The following is a 23,506-nucleotide window of genomic DNA, read 5'->3' as shown; positions in this document are numbered from 1 at the left end:
CAAGAAAATCGGAGGAAACGCCCATGCCTGCCAACCTGATCTCCAAAGCCGACATGAAGAAGCTCGCGGCCGAAGCCTCGGGCATCAACCTTCAGGGCGGTAATGCCCGCGTGAAGGAAGTGACCAATCGGCTTCTCTATCGCCTGATGCAGGTGATCGACGAATGCGATGTCTCGATGGACGAGTTCTGGGCGGCCGTGGGCTTCCTCAGCCAGACCGCGAAGAACAACGAGCCGGGCCTCATGGTCCCGGGCGTCGCTCTCGAACATTTCCTCGACCTCAGGCTCGATGAGGCCGAGCGCCTCGCTGGGATCAAGGGCGGCACGATGCGCACCATCGAAGGCCCGCTCTATGTCGCCGGCGCGCCGCTTACCAAGGGCGAGGCCCGCATGGATGACGGCACCGATCCCGGCGAGGTGATGTTCATCTCGGGCCAGGTGCGCGACGAGAATGGCAACGTGGTGCCGGGTGCGATCGTCGATCTCTGGCACGCCAATTCGAAGGGCGGCTATTCCTTCATCGATGGCGAGCAGGCGCCCTACAATCTGCGCCGCCGCATCGAGACCGATGCGCAGGGCCGCTATCTCGCCCGCACCATCGTGCCGAATGGCTATGGCTGCCCGCCGGAAAGCTGCACGCGCACGCTGATGAACGCGCTGGGACGCCACGCCGAGCGCCCCGCCCATGTGCATTTCTTCGTGAACGCGCCAGGCTTCCGCAAGCTCACCACGCAGTTCAACTTCACGGGCGACAAGTATCTCCACACCGATTTCGCCTTCGGCACCCGTGACGAACTCATCGTGACGCTCGAGCGCGTGACCGATGCCGACGAGATCCGCAAGGCGGGCGTGAACCGCCCCTTCGCCCGCGCCAGGTTCGACATCGCGCTGGTGCGCGAGAAGGCCGGCGCGCCGAAGACCATCGTCGACCGCGAACATGTGATTGCCGCCTGACGCGAGAACCCGGTGGAGCCGCCCAAGGCGGCTCCCGCTCCAAGCCATTCCCAAGGGAGAACGACCATGTCTGAGGCGATGATCGCACGGCTCGAGGCTTCGGTGGAACACAACGAGGCCACCGGAAATTTCCGCTGCAAGCGGGATATCTTCACCGATCCCGAGTATTTCGAACTCGAAATGAAATACATCTGGGAAGGCAACTGGGTCTATCTCGCCCATGAAAGCCAGATCCCCAACAACAACGATTACATCACAGGGTATATCGGCCGCCAGCCGATCGTGATCTCGCGGGATCGCACCGGAAAGCTCCATGCCTTCCTCAATGCCTGCTCGCATCGCGGTGCGATGATCTGCCGGCACAAGCGGGGCAACAAGTCGACCTATACCTGCCCCTTCCATGGCTGGACCTTCAACAACACCGGCAAGCTGCTGAAGGCGAAAGACCCGGATGGCGCGGGCTATCCCGAAAGCTTCAACAAGAACGGCAGCCATGATCTTCAGAAGCTCGCGCGCTTCGAGAATTATCGCGGCTTCCTGTTCGGCTCGCTCAGCGATGACGTGGTCTCGCTGGAAGAGCACCTCGGTGAAGCAAGGAAGATCATCGACCTGATCGTCGACCAGTCGCCGGAAGGCCTGGAAGTGCTGCGCGGCAATTCGCAGTACATCTATGACGGCAACTGGAAGCTCCAGGCCGAGAATGGCGCCGATGGCTATCATGTCTCGTCGGTGCACTGGAACTATGCCGCGACCACCCAGCAGCGCAAGGCGGCGGCGGAAGCCGCGGCGGGCAAGGATGACATCCGCGCCATGGATGCCGGCGGCTGGGCCAAGCAGGGCGGCGGCTTCTATTCCTATGAATATGGCCACCTGCTGCTCTGGACCAATTGGTCGAACCCGCAGGATCGCCCGAACTGGGAGCGCCGCGAGGAGCTGACCCAGGCCTATGGCCAGGCCCGCGCGGACTGGATGATCGAGAAGAGCCGCAACCTCTGCCTCTACCCGAACGTGTTCCTGATGGATCAGTTCTCGTCGCAGATCCGCATGTATCGCCCCATTTCGGTCGACAAGACAGAAGTGACGATCTATTGCATCGCGCCCAAGGGCGAAAGCGCGGAAGCACGTGCCCGCCGCATCCGGCAGTATGAGGATTTCTTCGACGCCTCGGGCATGGCGACGCCGGATGATCTCGAGGAGTTCCGCTCCTGCCAGATCGGCTATGGCGCGCGCCACGCCCAGTGGAACGACCTTTCCCGCGGAGCGACGCACTGGATCAAGGGTGCGGATGCCGATGCGGAATCGATCGGGATGAAGCCGCTGCTCTCCGGCAAGAAGACCGAGGATGAAGGTCTGTTCGTGGTGCAGCACGCCTACTGGAAGCAGGCGCTGATCGACGGTCTGCGCAAGGACCAGCGCGCCGCCGACGCCGCCAACGCCATTGCCGCCGAATGACGGGCAAGCGGGCTGCCACGAAAAGCAGCCCGCCCCATCCCACCTTTCAGGAAACGCTCAAGGAGAGACGTCATGTCTGCCGTTCTCAAGGCCGTGCCCCAGGCGCGCGAAGTGACCATCGAAGAAATCCAGGCCTTCCTTTATGCCGAGGCACGCTGCCTCGACGACCGCGACTGGGACGGCTGGCTCGCGCATTGCGCGCCGAACGCAACCTTCCACATGCCGGCCTGGGACGATGACGATCTGCTGACCGAAGACCCGCAGAGCGAGATCTCGCTGATCTATCACGGCTCGAAGCAGGGCCTCGAGGATCGTGTTTTCCGCATTCGCACTGAGCGCTCCTCGGCCACTTCACTTCCCGAGCCGCGCACCTCGCACAACATCTCGAATGTCGAGATCCTCGAACGGGCGGAGGGTGTCGTGAAGCTGCGCTTCAACTGGTTCACCCTGAGCTTCCGCTACGAGACGACCGACAGCTGTTTCGGCACGTCCTTTTACACGCTCGATGTCTCGGGCGAGCGACCGCTGATTACGGCGAAGAAGGTCGTTCTGAAGAACGACTACATCCACCACGTCATCGATATCTATCACATCTGAACCGCCGGAAGAGCGGGGTGCCGGGAGGGCGCCGCCATGCATCGCATCGCCTTGAACTTTGAGGACGGCGTGACGCGCTTCATCGAGGCGCGCGCCGACGAACTCGTGGCCGACGCGGCCTATCGCGTGGGCGTGAACATTCCCATGGATTGCCGGGATGGCGCCTGCGGCACCTGCAAATGCCAATGCGAAAGCGGGGATTACTCCCTCGGCTCCTATATCGAGGACGCGATGACCGAGGACGAGGCCCGCGAGGGCTTCGTTCTCACCTGCCAGATGAAGGCAAAATCCGATTGCGTGATCCGCATTCCCGCGGCGTCCACGGCCTGCAAGGTCAAGCCTGCCGCCATGGCCGCCGAGATGGTGGAGGTTCGCCAGCTTTCTCCTACCAGCATCGGCTTTGCCGTGCGGGTGAAGGATGCCGGCCAGCTTTCCTACCTGCCGGGGCAATATGTGAACGTCCCGGTGCCGGGCACAAGCCAGACCCGCTCCTATTCCTTCTCGTCCATGCCGAGGGAGGGCGTCGTGGAGTTTCTGGTCCGCAACATCCCCAACGGGTTGATGTCGAGCTACCTCGCCGGCAGCGCCAGGCCGGGTGACGCACTCACGCTGACGGGGCCGATCGGCAGCTTCTACCTGCGCGACGTGACACGCCCGCTGCTGTTCCTGGCAGGCGGCACGGGACTCGCGCCCTTCCTGGCCATGCTGGAATCGCTCCGGCATAAGGAAACCGGGCAGCCGATCCACATGATCTATGGTGTCACCAATGACGCTGATCTTGTCGAACTCGACAAGCTGGCGGCCTTCGCGGCGGCCATTCCCGGCTTCACCTATGTGACCGTTGTGGCAGACCCGGCTTCGACGCATGAGCGCAAGGGCTATGTGACCCACCACCTGCCGGATGCGGCCCTCCATGGGGGCAATCTCGATCTCTATCTCTGCGGCCCGCCGCCGATGGTCGATGCCGTGCGCGCCACTCTCGCGGAAAAGGGCGTGAAGCCCGCCAACTTCCATTTCGAGAAGTTCAACCCCTCGGAGGCCAAGTGATGTCCGCGCGTTTTCACGGCAAGAGCATGGTCGTCACCGGGGCGGCGCAAGGCATCGGCAAGCAGGTGGCGCTGGAAGCCGCCGCCGATGGGGCCTGTCTCACGCTGGTCGATCGCTCGCCACTCGTGCATGAGGTGGCAGCGGAGATCAACAAGGCGCATGGTCAGGGGCAGGCCCAGTCTCTCGAGGCCGATCTCGAGACCTGGTCGGGCAACGAACAGGCCATGGCGAAGGCCTTCCGCACCTACGGCGCCATTGATGTGCTCATCACCAATGTCGGCGGGGCCATCTGGATGAAGCCCTTCGAAGAATTTGGCGAAAGCGAGATCCTGGCGGAGATCAACCGCTCGCTTTATCCCACGCTCTGGGGCTGCCGTGCCGTTCTGCCCTACATGTATGAGCAGAATCGCGGCGCGATCGTGAATGTCTCGTCGATTGCGACCAAGGGCATCAACCGCATCCCCTATTCCGCCGCGAAGGGTGCCGTGAATGCGCTGACGGCTTCGATGGCCTTCGAGATCGGCGCGCGCAACATCCGCATCAATGCCGTGGCACCGGGCGGAACGACCGCCCCGCCCCGGAAGGTTCCGCGCAATGCCGCGAAACAGACCCCGCAGGACAAGGCCTGGATGCAGGAGGTGGTCGACCAGACCATCCGCTCCAGCCACATGAAGCGATACGGATTGCTGCGCGAGATGTCTGCCGCGATCCTGTTTCTGGCTTCCGATGCGGCATCCTACATCACCGGAACCGTGCTGCCCGTCGGCGGCGGCGACCAGGGGTAAGCCATGACCACGAAACCGGTTGTCGTTGCGGTCGCCATCACGGGCTCGGTGCCGCGCAAGAAGGATAATCCGACCCTGCCGGTTCTGCCGCCAGAGCAGATCGAATCGACCCATGCGGCCTATGAGGCGGGCGCGACCCTGGTGCATATCCATGTGCGCAACGATGACGAGAGCCCATCATCCGATCCCGCGCGCTTCGCCGAGGTGCAGGCTGGCGTGCGCAAGCATTGCCCCGGCATGATCGTGCAGTTTTCGACCGGCGGGCGCGGGCGCGACCCCGCCGCGCGCGGCCGCAGCCTCGTGCACCGGCCGGACATGGCCTCGCTTTCGACAGGCTCGGTCAATTTCCCGACGATCGTCTACGAGAACCACACGACACTCGTGACCGATCTCGCGACCCGGATGAAGACCCATGACATCGCGCCGGAGATCGAGATCTTCGATCTTTCGCATATCCATGGCGCGAAGAGCCTCATCGAGGCCGGTTTGATGTCGGCGCGGCCACATGTGCAATTCGTGATGGGCGTGCAGAACGCCATGCCCGCAGACGAGCATGTTCTCGATATCCTGCTCGCGGAAACCCGTCGCGTCATTCCCGGCGCGACCTGGACCGCAGCCGGCATCGGCCGGTATCAGGCGAGCGTGATGGAATGGGCGCTGTCGCGCGGTGCCGATGCCGTGCGCACCGGCCTGGAGGACAATATCCGCATCACGAAGGATCGCCTCGCCAACGGCAATGCCGAGCTGGTCTCTGTGGCTGTGGAGGCCATCCGCCGCCATGGCCGGGCCCCCGCGACGCCGGCCGAGGCGCGCGCGATCCTGGGGCTTCGCGCGGCCTGATTGCATACCTCATAAGCAAGGAATGTCTTGAAAGCGCGCCCGTTGGCGCGCTTTTCGTCTTCTGGAGCCTATTTTCTGGGATCTCCAGAATATTGATACCTTTGAAGTATGAAGATACACCCAATCGATCCTGTTGTTTCCGGCTCTCCGCTTCTAGCGTGTTCCTCGGGAAAACGCCCAAACGGGAGGGGCCACAATGTGCAAATCAGCCGGTCCCGGTCACGAAAACTGCTCGCCAGATTGCAGGAGGGACTGCCATGTCACGTATGATTTCCTCAGGCTCGTCGCTGAACCGCCGCTCGCTGCTTCTGGGCACGGCGGGGCTGGTGACGGCGGCCTCGGCCTTTCGCTTTCCGACGCCGGCAATCGCGCAAGGAGCGCCGCTGAAGGTGGGCTTCATGCTCCCCTATTCGGGCACCTTCGCGAAGCTGGGCAAGTTCATTGACGACGGCTTCCGCCTTTACGTCGAGCAGCAGGGTGGCGCGCTCGGTGGCCGGCGGATCGAATTCGTGCAGGTCGATGATGAATCAAAACCCGAGACCGCGACCGACAACATGAACCGCCTCGTCGGCCGCGAGAAGGTCGATGTCGTGGTGGGCACCGTGCATTCCGGCGTCGCCATGGCCATGGTGAAGGTCGCGCGGGACACCAACACGATGCTGGTCATCCCCAATGCAGGCGTGAACGAGGCGACCGGCCCGATGTGCGCGCCGAATATCTTCCGCACCTCGTTCTCGAACTGGCAGGTCTGCGAGCCGTTGGGCAAGGTGATGTTTGATGCGGGCCATCGCAAGGTGGCCACCATCACCTGGCGCTATGCGGCAGGCCAGCAGATGGTCGGCGCGTTCGGGGAGGGCTTCAAGAAGGTTGGCGGCACGGTGATCGAAGATCTCGCCCTGCCCTTCCCGGAGGTGGAATTCCAGGCGCTGATCACGCGCATCGCGACGCTGAAGCCGGATGCCGTTTTCGCCTTCTTTGCAGGTGGCGGTGCGGTGAAGTTCGTGAAGGATTACGCGGCCGCCGGGCTCAACAAGTCGATCCCGCTCTATGGCGCGGGCTTCCTCACCGATGGCACCATTCCCGCGCAGGGCGAGAGCGCCAATGGCCTTCGCACGACGCTCCATTACGCCGATGACCTCGACAACCCTGCCAATCGCAAGTTCCTCGCGGATTTCAAGGCGAAGACCGGCGCGGATGGCGATATCTATGCCGTGCAGGGCTATGATGCCGGCGCGCTGCTGCATGAAGGCCTCAAGGCCGTCAAGGGGGATTGGTCGGCCCGCAACGATGTGGTCCGCTCCATGCGCGCCGCGAGGATCGACAGCCCGCGCGGCCCGTTGAGCTTCAACGCCGCCGGCAACCCGATCCAGAACATCTACCTGCGGGAGGTTCGCAACGGCCGGAATGAACTCGTCTCCATCGCCGGGCAGGCGGTGAACGATCCGGCACGGGGCTGCCGCGTCAGCTGAGGCCGTTCTCCCCGGCCTCTTGACGGGGGCGCGCTCTCCCCGCGCCCCCGGTTCCCTTCCTCGCATGCAAGGAGCCGCGCCATGGATGCGCTGACCTTTGCCGTTCAGTTGCTGAACGGCCTGCAATACGGGCTTGTGCTGTTTCTGGTCGCCAGCGGACTGACGCTTGTTTTCGGGATTCTCGGCGTCATCAACCTCGCCCATGGCGCCTTCTACATGCTCGGCGCCTATCTCGCCTGGTGGATCGCGGCCTATACCGGGAGCTTCATGCTGGCGCTGATCGGCGGCGTGGCGATTTCCTTCGTGCTCGGCCTCCTGCTGGAGGAGATCTTCGTCAAGCGGATGATCGGGCGCGATCACCTCGCGCAGGTGCTTCTGAGCTTCGGGCTGATCCTCGTGATCGACGAAGTGCGGCAGATCCTGTTCGGCAAGGATGTGCATTCCGTGGCGCCGCCTGCCTGGCTGAAGGGCTCCATCCAGCTCACCGACATTCTCTCCTACCCGGTCTACCGCATCGCGCTCTGCGTCGTCTGCCTCGTGATGGCGGCGATCATCTTCTATGTGATCCAGCGCACACGCCTTGGCATGATCATCCGCGCCGGTGCTGAAAATCGCGACATGACGCGCGCGCTCGGCATCCCCTTCGACAAGGTGAACCGCTACGTCTTCGCCGGCGGCATCGCGCTGGCGGCTTTGGGAGGCATTCTTGTTTCCCCGATCTCGACCGTGTTCCCTGGCATGGGCGACGGCATGCTCATCCTCTCCTTCGTCGTGGTTGTTCTGGGTGGCATTGGCTCGGTCGCGGGCGCCGCCATTGGCGCGCTGATGATCGGCCTCACCGATACGTTCGGGAAGGTCTTCTTCCCGCAATTCTCGTCGATCCTCATCTACGTGCTGATGGCGGGCATCCTGCTCTGGCGCCCCAACGGCTTGATGGGAAAGGGAAACTGAGATGATCCGGCTTCATCCCACTCTGCTGCGCGGGCTTGTCGCGCTCACCTTGATCGCCGCTGCGGCGCTGCCGCTCCTTGCGCCGAACTACTATGTCCAGTTCGCAAGCAAGGCGATGCTGATGGGCATGGTGGCGCTCTCGCTCAACCTCGTCGTGGGCTATGGCGGCCTTGTCAGCCTGTGCCATGCCGCGTTCTTCGGGCTTGCCGGCTACATGCTCGGCTTCATGACGCCCGAGAGCGGAGGGGCCTCGTTCTGGCTCTCGCTGCCGGTGGCGCTTCTCGCGGTTGCGGTGGTCGCGGCGATCATCGGGGCGCTCTCGCTGCGCACGCGGGGCATCTACTTCATCATGGTGACGCTCGCTTTCGGCGAGATGCTTTTCTACCTCTTCCACGACACCAAGATCGGCGGCGGCTCGGATGGCATGTATATCCACTTCAAGCCCGAGATCGCTCTTGCCGGCTTTCCGCTGATCGATCTTGAGAAGTCCAGCAACTTCTACTGGCTGGTGCTGGCGATGCTGGTCGGCGCCATCCTGCTGATGACGGCGATCGTGAAATCCCCCTTCGGCCATGCCTTGCAGGCCGCGCGCGACAACGAGAAGCGGGCGCTCTCCTTGGGTTTCCCGGTCTTCCGCCTGCGTCTCGTGGCTTTCGTCGTCTCTGCGGTGATCGCCGGGCTCGCAGGCTATCTCTCGGCGGCGCAATTCGGCTTCGTCGCGCCGCAGATGCTGGGATGGCACCTTTCGGCGACAGTGCTGGTCATGGTGGTGCTCGGCGGAATGAGTTCCGTGCTCGGCCCGGTGATCGGTGCCTTCGCGCTGATCGGCCTCGAGGAGATTCTCAAGAGCAGCTTCGAGCACTGGAAGCTGATCAAGGGGCTGATCATCATCGCGATCGTCTTCGCGCTGCCGGGCGGCATTCGCCAACTGGCGGAGCTTGTCCTGCCGCGCCGGGGGGATGAGGGGCCACCTGCGGCGGGTACTCCGGCCGATGGCACGCCCGATCCCGCTATCCGGCGCGCTGAAGCGCCGGGCACCAATCCGCAGGCCCAAACCAGGGGAGAATTCCAGCATGTCTGAGATCATGATGGAGGCCCGCTCGCTCCACCGGCGCTTCGGTGGGCTGAGGGCGGTGTCGGATGTTTCGCTCGCGATCTACCGGAACGAGGTGCATGCGGTGATCGGCCCGAACGGTGCCGGCAAATCCACGCTCATCAACCTGCTTTCCGGTGATATCCCGGTCTCGGAGGGCGAGGTGCGCCTCGGCGATCGCGAGATCACGGGTCTGAAGCCTAATCTGCGCGCCATGGCAGGCGTCGGGCGCTCCTACCAGAAGACCACCATCTTCATGGGCTCCACCGTGTTCGAGAATGTGCGTCTCGCCGCGCAGGCGAAATCCGGCCATGCCTTGCGGATGCTCGGTGCCGTTCAGCGCGATGACGCGGTGAACGAAGCGGCCCATGCGGCAATTTTCGCCACGGGGCTTCAGGCACGATCGAGGACGATTGCCCGCTTCATGAGCCATGGCGAGCAACGCCAGCTCGAGATCGCGATGGTGCTCGCGACCGACCCCAAGGTCATCCTGCTCGATGAGCCGCTGGCCGGAATGGGCCAGGCGGAGGCGCTCAGGATGATCGCGCTCATCCGCTCTCTGAAACAGGAAAGGGGCGTGCTGCTGGTCGAGCATGACATGGACGCCGTCTTCGCACTTGCCGACCGCCTCACCGTGATGGCCGACGGCAAGGTGATCGCCTCCGGCCTGCCAGATGACGTGCGCAATCATCCGGCCGTTCGCGCGGCCTATCTCGGGGATCATGAGGTGGCGGCATGAGCATGCTTCTCTCCATCAGCGGGCTTCAGAGTTTCTACGGAGTCAGTCAGGCGCTCTATGGCCTTGATCTCGAAGTGCGGCGCGGCGAGCAGATCGCGCTCATCGGCCGCAACGGCATGGGCAAGACCACCCTCATGAAATCCATCATGGGTTTCATCGCGGACAGGCGCGGCGAGATCCTCCTTGCCGGTTCCAGCACCTTGCGCAGCGCGCCGGAGGACATCGCCCGCGCCGGCGTGGCCTACGTGCCGGAGGGGCGCGGCGTGTTCGGTTCGCTCTCGGTGGTCGAAAACCTGACGATGTCCGCGCGCGCCGGGATTTCCGGGCAGCGGCGCTGGACGCTGGACCGCGTCTTCGAAGTCTTCCCGCGCCTGCACCAGCGCCGCATGAATGGTGGCCATCAGCTCTCGGGGGGCGAGCAGCAGATGCTTTCCATCGGCCGCGCGCTGATGACCAATCCGGATCTCATCCTTCTGGACGAGGCGACGGAAGGCCTCGCGCCGCTGATCGCGCAGGAAATCTGGAAAACCCTCGGTATCATTCGGAACGAGGGGATCGCGACCATCGTGGTCGACAAGGATCACCGCTCCCTTGCCAAGGTGGCGGACCGCATGGTCATCATGGCCAAGGGTGAGATCGATTTCGATGATGCACCGGCGGCCTTGGCGGCGCGCCCCGAGATCTTCGAAAAGCATCTTGGCGTCTGAACCATGCCCTTCATTGAAACACCCTCGGCTACGCTCTTCGTTACGGAAGCGGGGCCGGCTGACCGGCCGGCTATCCTGTTCTCGAACTCGCTCGGCACCACCCACCGCATGTGGGACGCTGTCGTGGAGGAACTTGCGCCGGATTTTCGCTGCATCCGCTACGACACACGCGGCCACGGCGCCTCCCGCAGGAAGGGCCGGGCGGCATTCGAAATTGCCGATCTTGCGGAGGATGCGATCGCGATCCTCGACAATCTCGGGCTGGAGCGCGTGCATTTCGCGGGGTTGTCGCTCGGAGGCATGACCGGGCAGGCTTTGGCCGCGCGGCATCCACGGCGCCTGAACGCGTTGACACTGATGGCGACGACGGCGCATATGCCGCTCGCGCAAGCCTGGCTCGATCGCGCCGCGCTGGTCCGGCGCGAGGGCACCGGGGCCATTCTCGCGGCGACACTCCAGCGCTGGTTCACCCCAGGTTATCTCGAGGCCAATCCGCCTGCGATTGGCGTCATTTCACGAGATTTCGCCACGAATGACGCGGAGGGCTATGCCGCCTGCTGCGAGGCGATTGCGCGGATGGACCTTCGCACGCTGTTGCCGGATATCTCGGTTCAGACCCTTGTTGTCGCCGGACAGCAGGACCCTGCGACGCCCGTTTCGATGTCTGAATTTCTATGTGACCAGATCCCGAACGCGCGCCTCGTCGTGCTGGATCCCGCCGCCCATCTCCTGGCCGTCGAGCAGCCGGCAGCCTCTGCGCGGCTGATCGCAGACCAGATCGCGCGCAGCGTGAAAGGCTGAGTGTGGATCAGCGGGAAAAACCCGTTTTTCGCTATCCTGCCTCAGGCCCGCCGAAAACCAGCTTCAAGCCCGATTTCATCGGTCCTGCCACCGGAGGCAGCGAAGAACAAGCACATCACGTTTGCCGGCTCCATCCTCTCACGCGCGCCATTTCTCCTCCTGTTTCCGCGCGACCAAAGCATTTTCCGATCCATTGGATGCCGGTTGGCCGAAGAAAATGCGTGAAACAACAAGAAATGACAACGAACGGTCTGAATCAATCAGATCGGAATCCGCTCTAGCCTGTTCCTCAATCCAGCACCACCTGTACGAAATGACCGGGGCCAACCTCTTCCATGCGCGCGCGTGGCGCATGCCAATCCGGCGCGCGGATGGGGCTCGGCAGTTCCTCCACGCAAACGCCGCCGCGCTTGCGCCGCCGCGCCGGATCAGGCACGGGCACCGCCGAGAGCAGCTTGCGGGTATAGGGATGCGCGGAGTGGCGCATCACTTCGGCGCGCGGGCCGATTTCCACGATCTCCCCGAGATACATCACCGCGATGCGATGGGCCACCCGCTCCACCACCGCCATGTCATGGCTGATGAAGAGATAGGCGAGGCCGAGTTCAGCCTGAAGATCGAGCATCAGGTTCAGCACCTGCGCCTTCACCGAGACATCGAGCGCGGAGACCGCCTCATCCGCCACCACCATTTCCGGCGAAAGCGCGAGCGCGCGGGCAATCGCGATGCGCTGGCGCTGCCCGCCCGAGAATTCATGCGGATAGCGTTGGCCCATATCCGGCAGCAGGCCGACGCGCTTCAGCAACGAGGCCGTGCGCTCCTCCGCCTCCTTCGCGCTCGAAAGCCCATGGACCATCATCGGCTCCGCGATGGCCGCGCCCACCGTCTTGCGCGGGTTGAGGCTCGCGAAAGGGTCCTGGAAGATCATCTGCATTCGTCGGCGCATCACCTGCAGGCCGGAGCGATCCAGCGCGCTCACATTCTCGCCGGCGAAGCGCACCACGCCCCCCGTGGGTTCCACCAGCCGCAGGATCGAGCGCCCCGTGGTGGATTTCCCGCAACCGGATTCGCCCACCAGCGCCAATGTCTCGCCCTTCCTCAGCTGGAACGAGACATTCTCCACCGCATGGACACGGCCCGCGAGCCGGCCGAACACACCCTTGCGGATGGGAAAGCGCGTGGTCAGGCCCTTCACTTCGAGGAGTGGCGCAGGCTCGGCACTCACGGTATCGGCTGCCAATTCCGGCGGCACGCGGGTATCGCCGGTATTCGGGTCGATCACGGCGAAGCGCAGGGGGCGGGGATGGGCATCCATCTCGCCGAGCTTCGGCACAGCGGCCAGCAAGGCCTTGGTATAGCCATGGCGCGGGCTCGCGAAGAGTTCCGCCGCCGGGCGATCCTCGTGCTTCTTGCCCTTCCACATCACCGCGACGCGATCGGCGATCTCGGCCACCACCGCCATGTCATGCGTGATGAAGATGACGGCCATGCCCTCCTCATCCTGCAGGGCCTTGATAAGATCAAGGATCTGCGCCTGGATGGTGACATCGAGCGCGGTTGTAGGTTCATCCGCGATCAGGATTTTCGGCCGGCAGGCCAAGGCCATGGCGATCATCACGCGCTGGCGCATGCCCCCCGAGAGCCGATGCGGATATTCCCCGAAGCGCTGGGCGGCGGCAGGAATGCGCACGCGATCGAGAATGCGGATCGCCTCGGCCTTTGCGGCGGATGAATCCATCGCGCGGTGATATTGCAACGCTTCGCAGATCTGTTTGCCAACCGTGAGAACCGGGTTCAGGCTTGTCATCGGCTCCTGGAAGATCATGGAGATCGCATTACCGCGCACGGCGCGCATCTCCTCCTCGGGCAGCGCGAGCAGGTCGCGCCCCTCGAGGCGGATCGAGCCGGAAATCCGGCCATTGATGGGCGAGATCAACCGCATGATCGAGAGCGCGGTGACGCTCTTGCCCGAGCCGCTTTCGCCCACGATGGCGAGCGTCTCGCCCGCGCTGACGGCGAAGCTCACATCATCCACCGCGTCGCGCCATTCGCGCCCCACGCGGAAGGAGGTGCGCAGGTTCTCGACCGAGAGAAGGGGCGTGCTCATCGCTCGCCCTTCAGCTTGGGGTCGATGGCGTCGCGCAGGCCGTCGCCCAGGATGTTCAGCGCGAAGACCACGACAAGGATCGCGATGCTCGGCGCGAGCACGAGCCAGTAGCTGTCGAGGATGTTCTCGAAGCCCTCGCGGATCATTCCGCCCCAGGTGGGAATCGGCGGCTTCACGCCGAGACCGACAAAGGCCAGCGATGCCTCCGTGCGGATGGCGCTGGCGAGCCAGAGCGAGCCCATCACGAGGATTTCCGGGAAGATGTTCGGCAGGACATGCCGGAGCATCAGCCGCGCATCGGAGAAGCCCAGCGAACGCCCGGCATCAATGAATTCGCGCTCCTTGATGGCGATGGTCGGGGCGCGGGCGATGCGCGCGAAGGAGGGGATGGAGGTGATGGCGATCGCGATCACGATATTCGTCACCGACGGGCCGAGCATCGCCACGAGGATGAGCCCGAGGATCAACGAGGGGAATGCGAGCAGCATGTCCATCGTCTGCATCACGATGATGTCGAGCCGCCCACCATACCAGCCGGCGATGATGCCGATGGCCGAGCCGATGACCAGTGCTATCCCCGTGGAGGCGATGCCGATCACCAGCGAGATGCGCGCGCCATAAAGCACCCGCGAGAGGATATCGCGGCCGAAATAATCCGTGCCGAGATAGTAAGTGTCGAAGGGCGGCTTCAGCTTCGAGAAGACATCCTGTTCCACCGGATCATGCGGTGAGATCCAGGGCGCGAGGATCGCAAGCAGAACGACGACCACGAACACCACGAGGCCGAGCCACGAGGTCTTGTTGGCGTTGAAAGCGCGGATGGTTGTCGCAAGCCAGCGATAGCGGCTGGGTGCTGCGGCGGGGGCGTCGTGGATCGAGTTGCTCATGCGAGCTTCACCCTTGGATCGACGATCGCATAAACGATGTCCGTCAGCATGTTCACCACCACCACGATCAGCGTGTAGATCACCATCATGCCCTGCAGCATCATGTAATCGCGCTGGCTCAAGGCCCCGATGATCAGCTTTCCGAGGCCGGGGCGGTTGAAGACGATCTCCGTCAGCACCGAATTGCCGATGAGGATCGAGAGATAGAGCCCGACGATCGTCACCACCGGGATCAGCGCGTTGCGCAGGGCGTGTCGCCACACGATCACCCGCCATGGAACGCCCTTGGCGCGGGCGGTGCGGACGTAATCCTCCTGCATCACCTCCAGCATGGCCGAACGCGTCACACGCGTGATGTAGGCCGCCATGATCAGCCCGAGATTGATCGCCGGCAGCGCGATGGACTGGAACCATTCCCATGGCGTGCCACGATTGGAACTGATGACCGGGAACCAGCGCAGCGCCAGCGCGAAGCCGATCAGCAGCAGGATCGCGGACACGAAGGGCGGAAACGAAAGCCCGATCAGCGAAAGAATGCGGGTGAAATAATCGGGCATGCGATTGCGGTTGATCGCCGCCCATGCCCCGAGCGGCACGCCGATGGCCGCGCCGAGAACCAGCGACACCGCCGTGAGTTCAAGCGTCCAGGGCAGAACCGCCATCACCTCGACCAGAACCGGCCGGCCGGTGACCAGCGACGTGCCCCAGTCACCGCGCACGGCACCGGCGAGGAAGGAGAGATATTGCTCGAAGAGCGGCCGGTCGATCCCCAGGCGCTTCTGCAGGGCGGCGATCGCGGCGGCATCCGCCTGATCGCCGAGGATGACCAGAGCCGGATCACCCGGCACGATGCGGATGACGATGAAGACCAGCGTCAGCACGGCAAACAGCGTGACAACCGCAAACATCAAACGCTTGACGAGAAAGGCGCCCATTCCGGCCCTGAACCCCCGGGAAAGAAAGCGCGGGCCGCTTGGCCCGCCCGGATATGCATCACCGCGTGAAGCGCGTGTTCTCGGTGATCGGCGGACCGAGGTTGAGCGAGCCCTTCAGTTCATAGCCGAGTTCGAGATTGTCGCGATGCGCCCAGTTCATCAGCATCTCGTTCACCGGAACGGCGCAGACCTCGGCGATGATCTTCTCCTGCGCAGCCTTCCAGAGGGCAACCTGCTTCGCCTGGTCCTGCTCAGTGCGGGCGGCATCGATTTCCGCATCCGCGACCCTGCAATGCGAGAAGTTCGTCACGGCCGTCGGCGTTTTCACGATCGAGCGCGAATGGAAGAACTGCGTGAGATAGACATCCGCGATCGGGAAGCGCGCCGCCTGGAAATGCACGACCTGCGAAAGATCCTGCCGGATCTGCTGGTGGAAGGTCGGGTGCTCCACCGGAGTGATGTCGAGATTGATGCCCGCGCGCTTCAGCTGGGCCTGGGTTGCCTCCATGAAGCTCATCATGCCCGGCAGGGTGGTGTGGATCGCCTTCAGCGTGATGCCGTTGGGGAAGCCGGCTTCGGTGAGAAGCGCCTTCGCCTTGTTGATGTCATGCGGCAGCAGCGGCGCCGTTTCATGCGTGCCGAAATAGCCCGAGGGCACCACAGACACCGCCGGCCGGGAGATCGAAACGCCGCGGAAACGATGGATGCCCGCGCGATCGATGGCATGCGCCACGGCCTGGCGCACCTTCAGATTGTCGAGCGGTGGCTGCATCATGTTGAGATGAATCACCGACATCTCCGCCGGTCCGAAGGTGATCACCTTCAATCCAGGGGTGCGGCTGACACGATCCACCCAGGCCTGCTCCTGCCGGCCGATCATCAGGTCGATCTCGCCGGCCTGCAGCGCGAGGTCACGCGCGGCATCGGACGGGATGAAGCGATAGATGATCTCCTTCAGCTTCGGCTCGCCGCGGAAGTATTTCGGGTTCGCCACGAGCTTCACATATTGCTGCGGCACGTATTCCGCGAACATGAAGGGGCCGGTGCCGGCCGGCTTCTTGCCGAAGCCATCCTTGCCCAGGGCTTCCGCGGCCTTTTTGCAGATCATGTTGCCGCCATGGTAGTTCATCACCTGCCCCAGCAGGCTCGGAATGGCGTTTTTCAGCGTGATCTTGACCGTGTATTTGTCCACCGCCTCCACCTTGTCGAAGGCGGCGTAATCCGAGGAGAAGGTGGACGTGTCCTTGGTGGCGGCGCGGTTCAGTGAATAGACCGCATCCTCCGAGGTGAATTCGCCGCCATCATGGTGGCATTGCACGCCCTGGCGCAGCTTGAAGGTCCATTCTTTTCCATCGGGCGAGGAGGTCCAGCTCTCGGCGATATCCGGCTCGATATGGTCCGGCGAGGCCTGACCCGGCTTGATGCGCACCAGGCCGTTGAACATCCAGTTCATCAGCGCCTTGCCGGGCGTGCCGGAATTGAGATGCGGATCGAGCACGCCCGCATCCTGCGTCTGCATGCCGACGACCAGCGTGGTTTTCTGCGCCAGCGCGGGCCCCGCGCACAGGAGAGCCGCGACCGCGCTCCCCAGAAGCCATGATTTCCTCATCCTGTCTCTCCTTGTTCCTGGCAGTCTCGCGCCGCCCTTGGGTTACAGCGTATCCTCAAGCCGGCAGTTCACAAGCATTTCCGCGATGACCGCATTGTTCGGCAGGCTGATGGCCGTGGCCGCGAGCCGCGCGATCTCCTGCGGGGTCGTCATCTCGTCGAAGGGGAAGGTCGCGCCGATCGACATGTCGGTGGACACGAAAGACGGGCAGATCGCGGTGGCGCGCACGCCTTTTTCCCAGCCGATGCGCCGCGCCGCGTGGTTGAGCGCGATGAGCGCGAATTTCGACATGTTGTAGGCCACCATGTCGTTGCGCACGCGCTTGCCCGAGAGCGAGGCGATGTTGACGATCCGCCCGGCTCCACCCGCCTCCAGATGCGGCAATGCGCAATGGATGAGGTTGAGCGGCGCCTTGCAGTTGATGGCCCAGACGCGATCCAGCTCCGCCTCGTCCGGCGCGCGGAGCGTCATTTTCGAATGCGTGCCGGCATTGTTCACGAGCCCGTCGATCCGCCCGAAGCGCGCCGCCGCCGCGTCGATCCAGCTCCTGTGCGTCGCCCAGTCCTCTGCAATGAAGCGCGCGAAGTGGAGCCGCATCTGATCCCGGCCCGCGAGTTCGCCCGCGAGCTTCGCAGGGTCCCGCACGCCAAGGCTCAGCGAATAGCCCTGCGCATGGAGTTCTTCAGCAATGGCGCGGCCGATGCCGCGGCTCGCACCGGAAACCAGAATGACACGTCCGGCGGGGTGCGGCATGGCTTTCATCCGTGCAAGGTCAGGGGCGCCTGCTCCGAAAGGCTGGCGAAGCGCGCAAGGCGGAAGGGTTCGAGCGCGAAGGGTGTCGCCTCCCGCAAGGCCAGCGCGGCGAGGATCTCCCCGCTCACCGGCCCGATGCCGAATCCATGGCCGGAAAAGCCCGCGCCGATGACAAGGCCCGGCCATTCCGGCGGCGCATCGAGCACCGGCAGTGCATCGGGCGTAAGATCGATGAGCCCGCCCCAGCATCTTTCGAGGCCGAGCCCTGCCAGCAATGGCAGCAGGGGCACGGTGCGGTCGATCAGTTCCGTGATTGTCGAAAGCGGCGGGCGCAGGGCATCCTCGGTCCAGCGCGCGGGGTCGCCCGGCCAATCGCCGATGCCCGTGGTGATCCGGAACGCGCCACCGATCTCCTGCCGGCCGGCGCAATCCGCATTCGCGACACCGAAAACCTGCTCGAAGGCCGGCGCTGCCGCCACCGTCCGCAGCACGCAGACGCGCTTCGCCGCCATCGGCAGATCAATCCCGAGCGGCGCGAGCAGGGCCGGCGCATGAATTCCCGCCGCGAGCACCACCGCATCGGCCTCCACGATACCCGCCACTGTTTGGACGCCCGTCACGCGCCCCTTCGCCGTGACGAGCCGCTGGACCGGCGCGCCCTCCCCGATCGTCACACCCGCGCGGCTCAGCGCGGTTGCATAGGCGGCGATCGTCATCTCGGGATCGGCATGACCATCGCTCGGGCAGAAGCTCGCGGCCAGCACGGCCTCGCCCATGGCGGGTGCGATGGCACGGATATCCGCGCGGCTCTCCAGAAATTCCAGCGAGAGACCCCTCGCGCGCTGCGCAACGACCATCGCGCGGATGCCCTCGACCTCGGCCTCGGTGCGCGCAAGGCGCAGGTTGCCCTTGCGACGATAGCCGGTCGGTGCGCCGAGCACATCATCCAGCCGCGACCAGCGTTCGATCGCTGCGCGCGCCAGCGGCAATTCGGCGGGGTCGCGACCGGATTGGCGCACGCCGCCGAGCGTCCAGGTCGAGGCCATCGCGCCGAGCCGCCGTGCCTCGAACAGCGAGACCGAAGCGCCGCGCGCGGCAAGGGCATGGGCCGTCGCCAGCCCTGTGATCCCCCCACCCACAATTGCGATCCTCGTCATGCCGGGATCTCTGTCATGGGGCGGTCTCTTTCATGGGGTGGCCCGTTTCCATCGCGTCAATGGGTTGTGCGCTGGAGGCGGGCGAACCGGTCGAGCCGGAAGGGCCGCATGTCGAAGCCCGGTGCGGCACCCGTCGCCAGTGCCGCCACCGCCCGGCCTGCACCCGGACCGATGCCGAAGCCGTGGCCGGAAAAGCCCGTGGCAATGATGAAGCCCGGCAGGCGCGGCACCTCGCCGATCACCGGCACGGCATCGGGCGTGGCATCCATGAAGCCGGCCCAGCTCGCGGCAATCTCCGCGCCTGCGAAAGCCGGGAAAGCCGCGACGAGATTGCGCTTCGCCTCGTCGAGAATGTGCTGGTCCGGCGCGGGATCGAGCACGCGCACGGCCTCGAATGGCGTTTTCTCGTCCAGCGACCAGCGGCGCGGCGTGTTCCACTCATCGAGGACCTGGCGGCGCGCCCGCAGGCGCACTTCGTGCCGCTGCCGGACGAGCGCGGGGACAAAATCGCCGAAAAGACGGAAACTGTCGGGCACGATCTCGGCCACGCTCGCCCCGCGATGCGCGATGGAATAGCCGCCATCCGCGCGCTTGCGGAAGGCGAAATCGCTCGTGCCGACGGCGAATTCCGGCGTGCCGCTCATCGGCTTCGTGCGCATCACCGAGCCGCGCACCTTGAGCTGCGGGAAATCAATCCCGAGATTGCCAAGGAAAAGCCGGCTCCACGCCCCGCCCGCGAGCACCGCGCGCTGGCAGCGGATGCGGCCCTTCTCCGTGATGACGCCCGCGACGCGCCCGCCCTCGATATCGAGCCCGCGCACGGCGCAGCCCGTGAGCACATGCCCGCCAAGTTCCACCACGCGCTTCGCAATCGCCGGCACGGCGCGGAAGGGTTCGGCGCGCGCATCCAGCGGCGTGTAAATCCCGCCCGCGAAGGCACGCTTCATGCCCGGCACAACGCTCGCAAGCTCCGCGCCGCGCAGCAAACGGGTGCCGAGCTGGTAGGGCGCGGCATGGCCCAGCCATTCCTCGTGCTTTGCCATTCCCGCTTCGGTATCCGCAAGGTAGACGATACCCGAACGCCTGAAGCCGACATCCGCGCCGATGCGTCTCTCCATGGCTTCCCAGAGGCGCTGGGATTCGAGCGCCATGGGAATTTCACCGGGGTCGCGCCCCATTACGCGCACCCAGCCCCAGTTGCGGCCGGATTGCTCGTGCCCGACACCACCCTTTTCGCAGACGGCGACGGAAATGCCCCGCTCGGCGAGTTCCAGCGCGGCGGTGATGCCGATGATTCCCCCGCCAATGATCGCAACTTCCACCGCCTCCGGCAACGAAGGCGAGGGCGCAAAGGCTTCCATCGAGATCGGCACGTCCCCTCCCGCCAGATTCCCCCAGGCCGCATGAGGCTATCAAACGATTTGCCGACGTCATGTCAAAAGTTGTGATCGGTTCATTCAGGGAAACGGCAGTTTTCAGCCGGTCCCGAATGTGATCGAGTGACGGCCCGCCATGGATATGCCCCGCCCGATGCCCCGCTCTCCTCTTCCCATCCACCACGAGCCCTGCGGCTGGAACCGCATGCTGCCGCCCCGCTCGCCGAAGCCGGCGGCGCGCGGCACGCTCTCGGCGCGCCATGTTGTGGTCGGCGCGGGCTACACGGGTTTGGCCGCCGCGCGCCACCTCGCGGAACTCGCGCCGGAGGCGGAGATCATCGTGCTCGAAGGCACGGAGGTGGGCGAAGGCTCCTCGGGACGAAATTCCGGTTTCGCCAATCCGCGCGACAGCAAGATCGGGCTCTCGCTCGCGCAGATGGATCGCGCCGAGCGGGTGAATGCACTGACGGCCGAGGGCTTCGCGACGCTTCTCTCGGCGATGGAAACCCACGGCTTTGATTGCGATCTGGAACGGGTCGGACGCATCACCGGCGCAGCGACGGAACTGGGGGCCAAGAAGGTGCGGAGCATGATCGCGGGCGCCGCAGCTCATGGCTTCGAGCACGTGGCGCTTGATGCCAAGGGCATGGAGGCCGTCACCGGCAGTGGCTACTATCGCTGCGGCATCCGCACCGCCGAGGGCTACCTGCTCCAGCCTGCGAAACTCGTGCGCGGCCTCGCCGACAGCCTGCCAGGCAATGTGCGGCTCTTCGAGAATTCCACCGTGATGAGCCTTGAACGCGGCAGGCTCTGGATGCTGAAAACGCCTGAAGCGACGATCACAGCCGAAACCGTCATCCTCGCGACCAACCCGGCCATCAAGCATTTCGGCTATTGGCGCGATGGGATCGTGACCATCTACACCTTTGCGGGGATCACCGAGGCGATGTCGGAAGCCGATGCCGCGAAGCTCGGCGAACCGGCCTGGGGGTTGTTGCCGGCGCATCGCCTCGGCTCCACCCTTCGGCGGGTGGAGAAGGACCGCTTTCTCGTCCGCTCGCTCTATTCCTACGAGAAGCCAGTAGGGCGCGAGGAAGTTCGCCGCAGGCTGACGGACAGTTTCCACCGCCGCTTCCTCGCGCTGAAGCACGTGGCGCTCGAACATGTCTGGGGTGGCACCACCGCGCTGACGATGAACGGTTCGCCGCGCTGGGGGAAGCTGGACGAGAACCTCTATGGCTCGGCCGGCTGCAACGGCTCTGGCGTGGTGAAGGGCACGATCCTCGGCAAGAGGCTCGCCGAGATGATGATCACTGGCGACCCGCAGGCGGATGTCACCAGCGCCTATGGCAGCGCGAACCGCATCGCGCCGGAACCGTTCCGCAGGCTCGGCTTTCATGTCGTCTCGGCGCTGGAAAGACGCCGCTGCGGCCTCGAAAGGTAGCTCTTGGCGAGCAAGCCGCCACGGCCCTCACGTCGCACCGCGTGAATTGACAACAAGGCCGCAGAGCGAGGTCCGGGCGCAGATGAAGAGGCGATTGCCCTTCGGCCTCGGCCACCGCGCGTTGCGCCTCGGTTGGCGCGAGAGGAGTGTAGCTATAAGGCTGCTGAATAAAGTCCGTGACATTATTTTTCACCGCATCCAGGACCGCATCCCGATTGCCTGTGCCCATTTCACGAATGTCGTTAATATTGGTGCTGTAGTATTGGTTGACGTGGCTACCAGCATAGCTCGAACCCGCAAAACTGGGAGTGGCTGGCGGAGCACTTTTACCCTTGTTGTTGCCATACCAGTCGATAACCTTACAGGTACCTAGGCCGTAGATTCATTACGAGGTAGCACAATCGTTCGCCGGAACAACTCCCGCAGCGCGTAACAATGCTTCGCCGTCATCGACATTTCCAGCGATGGAGGCGGAGAGCCGGGCGGGGCTTTTCTTTTGTCGAAATCCTCCGGAACAAGTGGCCTCTTCTTCCACCAATCGGGCATGACGCGAGCCATCGGAACCGGCGCAAAGTGCTCAACCATGAGCGGGCTGGTCATGCGGGTAAAGCTGGCTAGAGTGCCGGCCAACCGAAGCCAACCGATCCAGTTCTGGTCTCCCGCATGCGCCTCGCTCTGTTCCTGTCCTTCAAGGCTTCCCTGACCAAATGGCACCGGGAAGGCATCCTTTCGCGGGAAATCCAGATCTATGTGCGGCATCTCGAACGCGGATATTGCGATGAGGTCGTGATCTTCAGCTACGACCCCGCCGATCATGAGGCATTGGCACTGGTGGATTGCCGCCCGGATATCCGGGCGCGTTTCCGGCTGGTGACGCCCCGCACGAAAGCGACCGGCAATCTCTCTGGCCTGCTGCATTCGCTCAATCTCGGGCTCTTGTGGAAGCTTTCGCGGAGCGGCGTATCCCTGTCCAAGACCAACCAGATCAGCGGAAGCTGGCCGGCGCTGATCCTGCGGCTCTTCGGCGTTCCGCTCTTTGCCCGCTGCGGCTACCTTCTCTCGCGGCGCCTCTTCAAGAACCGGCAGGCCCTGCGCGGCACCGTGGCGCTGCTCATCGAAGCCGTGCTGTTCAACGGGGCACGGCTTGTTTCCGTGACGACCGAAAGCGCGAAGGCGGAGATTTCACGGCTGATCCTCTGGCGCAAGGGCAAGGTTTTTGTCGCGCCAACCTATGTCGATACCGAACTCTTCGCGCCCGATCCGGATCATGTCCCCGAACCCGGCACGCTCGTCTTCGTGGGGCGCCTTGAGCCACAGAAGAATGTGCGCGCGATTGCCGAGGCTGTCGCACAGACCGGCATGGCGCTGATCATGGTCGGCGATGGCTCGGAACGCCCGGCGGTAGAGGCCATCATCCAGCGCACGGGTGCCCGCGTCACCATCATCCCGCGCATGCAGAACATGGAGATCAGCGCCCTGTTCCGGCAGCATCGCCTGTTTCTGCTGGGCAGCCTGCATGAGGGCCTGCCGAAAGTGCTGATCGAGGCGATGTCAGCCGGCATGGTCGCCATCGGGTCGCCGATTCCCGGCATTGTCGAACTGGTCGAGGATCAGCGCACCGGATATCTTGCGAGGAGCGTGGCCGCCGAAGACCTCGCGGAAGCCATCCGCCGGGCGATGGCTGATCAGGCGTCGCATCCCGCGATTTCGGCTGCGGCCCGGGCGCGCATCCTCGCCCGGCACTCGCTCGACACCTACGCCACCCGCGAAAACAGCGAGATGCGCCGCGCCATCGGGCTCTGAA

The 23,506-nt window shown here is 64.3% G+C and carries 21 protein-coding genes; 14 read left to right on the top strand and 7 right to left on the bottom strand.

Features of this window, described 5'->3' with window-relative positions:
• Positions 1-23 precede the first annotated feature (23 nt).
• From ACKODO_RS02215 to pcaD, 12 genes are all read left to right on the top strand, one after another.
• Complete coding sequence (locus ACKODO_RS02215) at positions 24-953, top strand: dioxygenase (RefSeq protein WP_408981828.1); 930 nt, start codon at positions 24-26, stop codon at positions 951-953.
• Positions 954-1,019: 66 nt separating this feature from the next.
• Positions 1,020-2,405 carry a benzoate 1,2-dioxygenase large subunit gene (gene benA, locus ACKODO_RS02210; RefSeq protein ID WP_408981827.1) on the top strand — a complete coding sequence of 462 codons (1,386 nt, stop codon included), beginning with the start codon at positions 1,020-1,022 and terminating at the stop codon, positions 2,403-2,405.
• A 72-nt stretch (positions 2,406-2,477) separates the two neighbouring features.
• Positions 2,478-3,002, top strand: coding sequence for a benzoate 1,2-dioxygenase small subunit (gene benB, locus ACKODO_RS02205; RefSeq protein WP_408981826.1), 525 nt, complete (start codon positions 2,478-2,480; stop codon positions 3,000-3,002).
• Between the two features lie 36 nt (positions 3,003-3,038).
• Positions 3,039-4,049 carry a benzoate 1,2-dioxygenase electron transfer component BenC gene (gene benC / locus ACKODO_RS02200; protein WP_408981825.1) on the top strand — a complete coding sequence of 337 codons (1,011 nt, stop codon included), beginning with the start codon at positions 3,039-3,041 and terminating at the stop codon, positions 4,047-4,049.
• Positions 4,049-4,834, top strand: a complete 786-nt coding sequence (gene benD, locus ACKODO_RS02195; protein ID WP_408981824.1) for a benzoate diol dehydrogenase BenD — start codon at positions 4,049-4,051, stop codon at positions 4,832-4,834. The genes benC and benD overlap by 1 nt, the downstream gene beginning before the upstream one ends.
• Positions 4,835-4,837: 3 nt before the next feature.
• Complete coding sequence (locus tag ACKODO_RS02190; protein ID WP_408981823.1) at positions 4,838-5,674, top strand: 3-keto-5-aminohexanoate cleavage protein; 837 nt, start codon at positions 4,838-4,840, stop codon at positions 5,672-5,674.
• A 257-nt stretch (positions 5,675-5,931) separates the two neighbouring features.
• A complete protein-coding gene (locus ACKODO_RS02185) occupies positions 5,932-7,143 on the top strand; it encodes an ABC transporter substrate-binding protein (protein WP_408981822.1) in 1,212 nt (403 codons plus the stop codon).
• An 81-nt stretch (positions 7,144-7,224) separates the two neighbouring features.
• Positions 7,225-8,094, top strand: a complete 870-nt coding sequence (locus tag ACKODO_RS02180) for a branched-chain amino acid ABC transporter permease (protein WP_408981821.1) — start codon at positions 7,225-7,227, stop codon at positions 8,092-8,094.
• Between the two features lies 1 nt (position 8,095).
• Positions 8,096-9,175 (top strand): branched-chain amino acid ABC transporter permease, encoded by a 1,080-nt coding sequence (locus ACKODO_RS02175; RefSeq protein WP_408981820.1) that lies wholly within the window; start codon positions 8,096-8,098, stop codon positions 9,173-9,175.
• The gene (locus tag ACKODO_RS02170; RefSeq protein ID WP_408981819.1) at positions 9,168-9,926 is read left to right on the top strand and encodes an ABC transporter ATP-binding protein; all 759 of its coding nucleotides are present in this window, start codon (positions 9,168-9,170) and stop codon (positions 9,924-9,926) included. Before ACKODO_RS02175 ends, ACKODO_RS02170 begins: the two co-directional genes overlap by 8 nt.
• Complete coding sequence (locus tag ACKODO_RS02165) at positions 9,923-10,633, top strand: ABC transporter ATP-binding protein (RefSeq protein WP_408981818.1); 711 nt, start codon at positions 9,923-9,925, stop codon at positions 10,631-10,633. Before ACKODO_RS02170 ends, ACKODO_RS02165 begins: the two co-directional genes overlap by 4 nt.
• A gap of 3 nt (positions 10,634-10,636) precedes the next feature.
• A complete protein-coding gene (gene pcaD, locus ACKODO_RS02160; protein WP_408981817.1) occupies positions 10,637-11,434 on the top strand; it encodes a 3-oxoadipate enol-lactonase in 798 nt (265 codons plus the stop codon).
• Positions 11,435-11,723: 289 nt separating this feature from the next.
• Here the strand turns inward: pcaD and ACKODO_RS02155 are convergent, their stop codons facing one another.
• The 7 genes from ACKODO_RS02155 to ACKODO_RS02125 are packed head-to-tail and all read right to left on the bottom strand — an operon-like array spanning position 11,724 to position 20,243.
• Entirely contained in the window at positions 11,724-13,541 is a 1,818-nt protein-coding gene (locus ACKODO_RS02155; RefSeq protein ID WP_408981816.1) for an ABC transporter ATP-binding protein, read from the bottom strand.
• The gene (locus tag ACKODO_RS02150) at positions 13,538-14,428 is read right to left on the bottom strand and encodes an ABC transporter permease (protein WP_408981815.1); all 891 of its coding nucleotides are present in this window, start codon (positions 14,426-14,428) and stop codon (positions 13,538-13,540) included. The genes ACKODO_RS02155 and ACKODO_RS02150 overlap by 4 nt, the downstream gene beginning before the upstream one ends.
• Positions 14,425-15,363, bottom strand: coding sequence for an ABC transporter permease (locus tag ACKODO_RS02145; RefSeq protein ID WP_408981814.1), 939 nt, complete (start codon positions 15,361-15,363; stop codon positions 14,425-14,427). Before ACKODO_RS02145 ends, ACKODO_RS02150 begins: the two co-directional genes overlap by 4 nt.
• A 58-nt stretch (positions 15,364-15,421) precedes the next feature.
• On the bottom strand, positions 15,422-16,972 hold the full coding sequence (locus ACKODO_RS02140) for an ABC transporter substrate-binding protein (RefSeq protein WP_408981813.1): 1,551 nt from the start codon (positions 16,970-16,972) through the stop codon (positions 15,422-15,424).
• Positions 16,973-17,014: 42 nt separating this feature from the next.
• Positions 17,015-17,725, bottom strand: coding sequence for an SDR family NAD(P)-dependent oxidoreductase (locus ACKODO_RS02135; protein WP_408981812.1), 711 nt, complete (start codon positions 17,723-17,725; stop codon positions 17,015-17,017).
• Between the two features lie 5 nt (positions 17,726-17,730).
• Positions 17,731-18,882 carry an NAD(P)/FAD-dependent oxidoreductase gene (locus tag ACKODO_RS02130; RefSeq protein ID WP_408981811.1) on the bottom strand — a complete coding sequence of 384 codons (1,152 nt, stop codon included), beginning with the start codon at positions 18,880-18,882 and terminating at the stop codon, positions 17,731-17,733.
• Positions 18,883-18,938: 56 nt separating this feature from the next.
• Complete coding sequence (locus tag ACKODO_RS02125; RefSeq protein WP_408981844.1) at positions 18,939-20,243, bottom strand: NAD(P)/FAD-dependent oxidoreductase; 1,305 nt, start codon at positions 20,241-20,243, stop codon at positions 18,939-18,941.
• A gap of 169 nt (positions 20,244-20,412) precedes the next feature.
• Between ACKODO_RS02125 and ACKODO_RS02120 the strand changes: the two genes are divergently transcribed.
• Both ACKODO_RS02120 and ACKODO_RS02115 read left to right on the top strand, forming a co-directional pair.
• The gene (locus ACKODO_RS02120; protein ID WP_408981810.1) at positions 20,413-21,702 is read left to right on the top strand and encodes an NAD(P)/FAD-dependent oxidoreductase; all 1,290 of its coding nucleotides are present in this window, start codon (positions 20,413-20,415) and stop codon (positions 21,700-21,702) included.
• 663 nt (positions 21,703-22,365) lie between these two features.
• Positions 22,366-23,505: a glycosyltransferase family 4 protein gene (locus tag ACKODO_RS02115; RefSeq protein ID WP_408981809.1), complete on the top strand. Its 1,140-nt coding sequence runs from the start codon at positions 22,366-22,368 to the stop codon at positions 23,503-23,505.
• The last annotated feature ends 1 nt before the right edge of the window (position 23,506 follow it).

Source organism: Rhabdaerophilum sp. (genome assembly GCF_046092605.1).
Lineage (GTDB): Bacteria > Pseudomonadota > Alphaproteobacteria > Rhizobiales > Beijerinckiaceae > Rhabdaerophilum.
The sequence above is the reverse complement of the archived record's forward strand: the minus strand, read 5'-3'. Positions and strand labels throughout refer to the sequence as shown.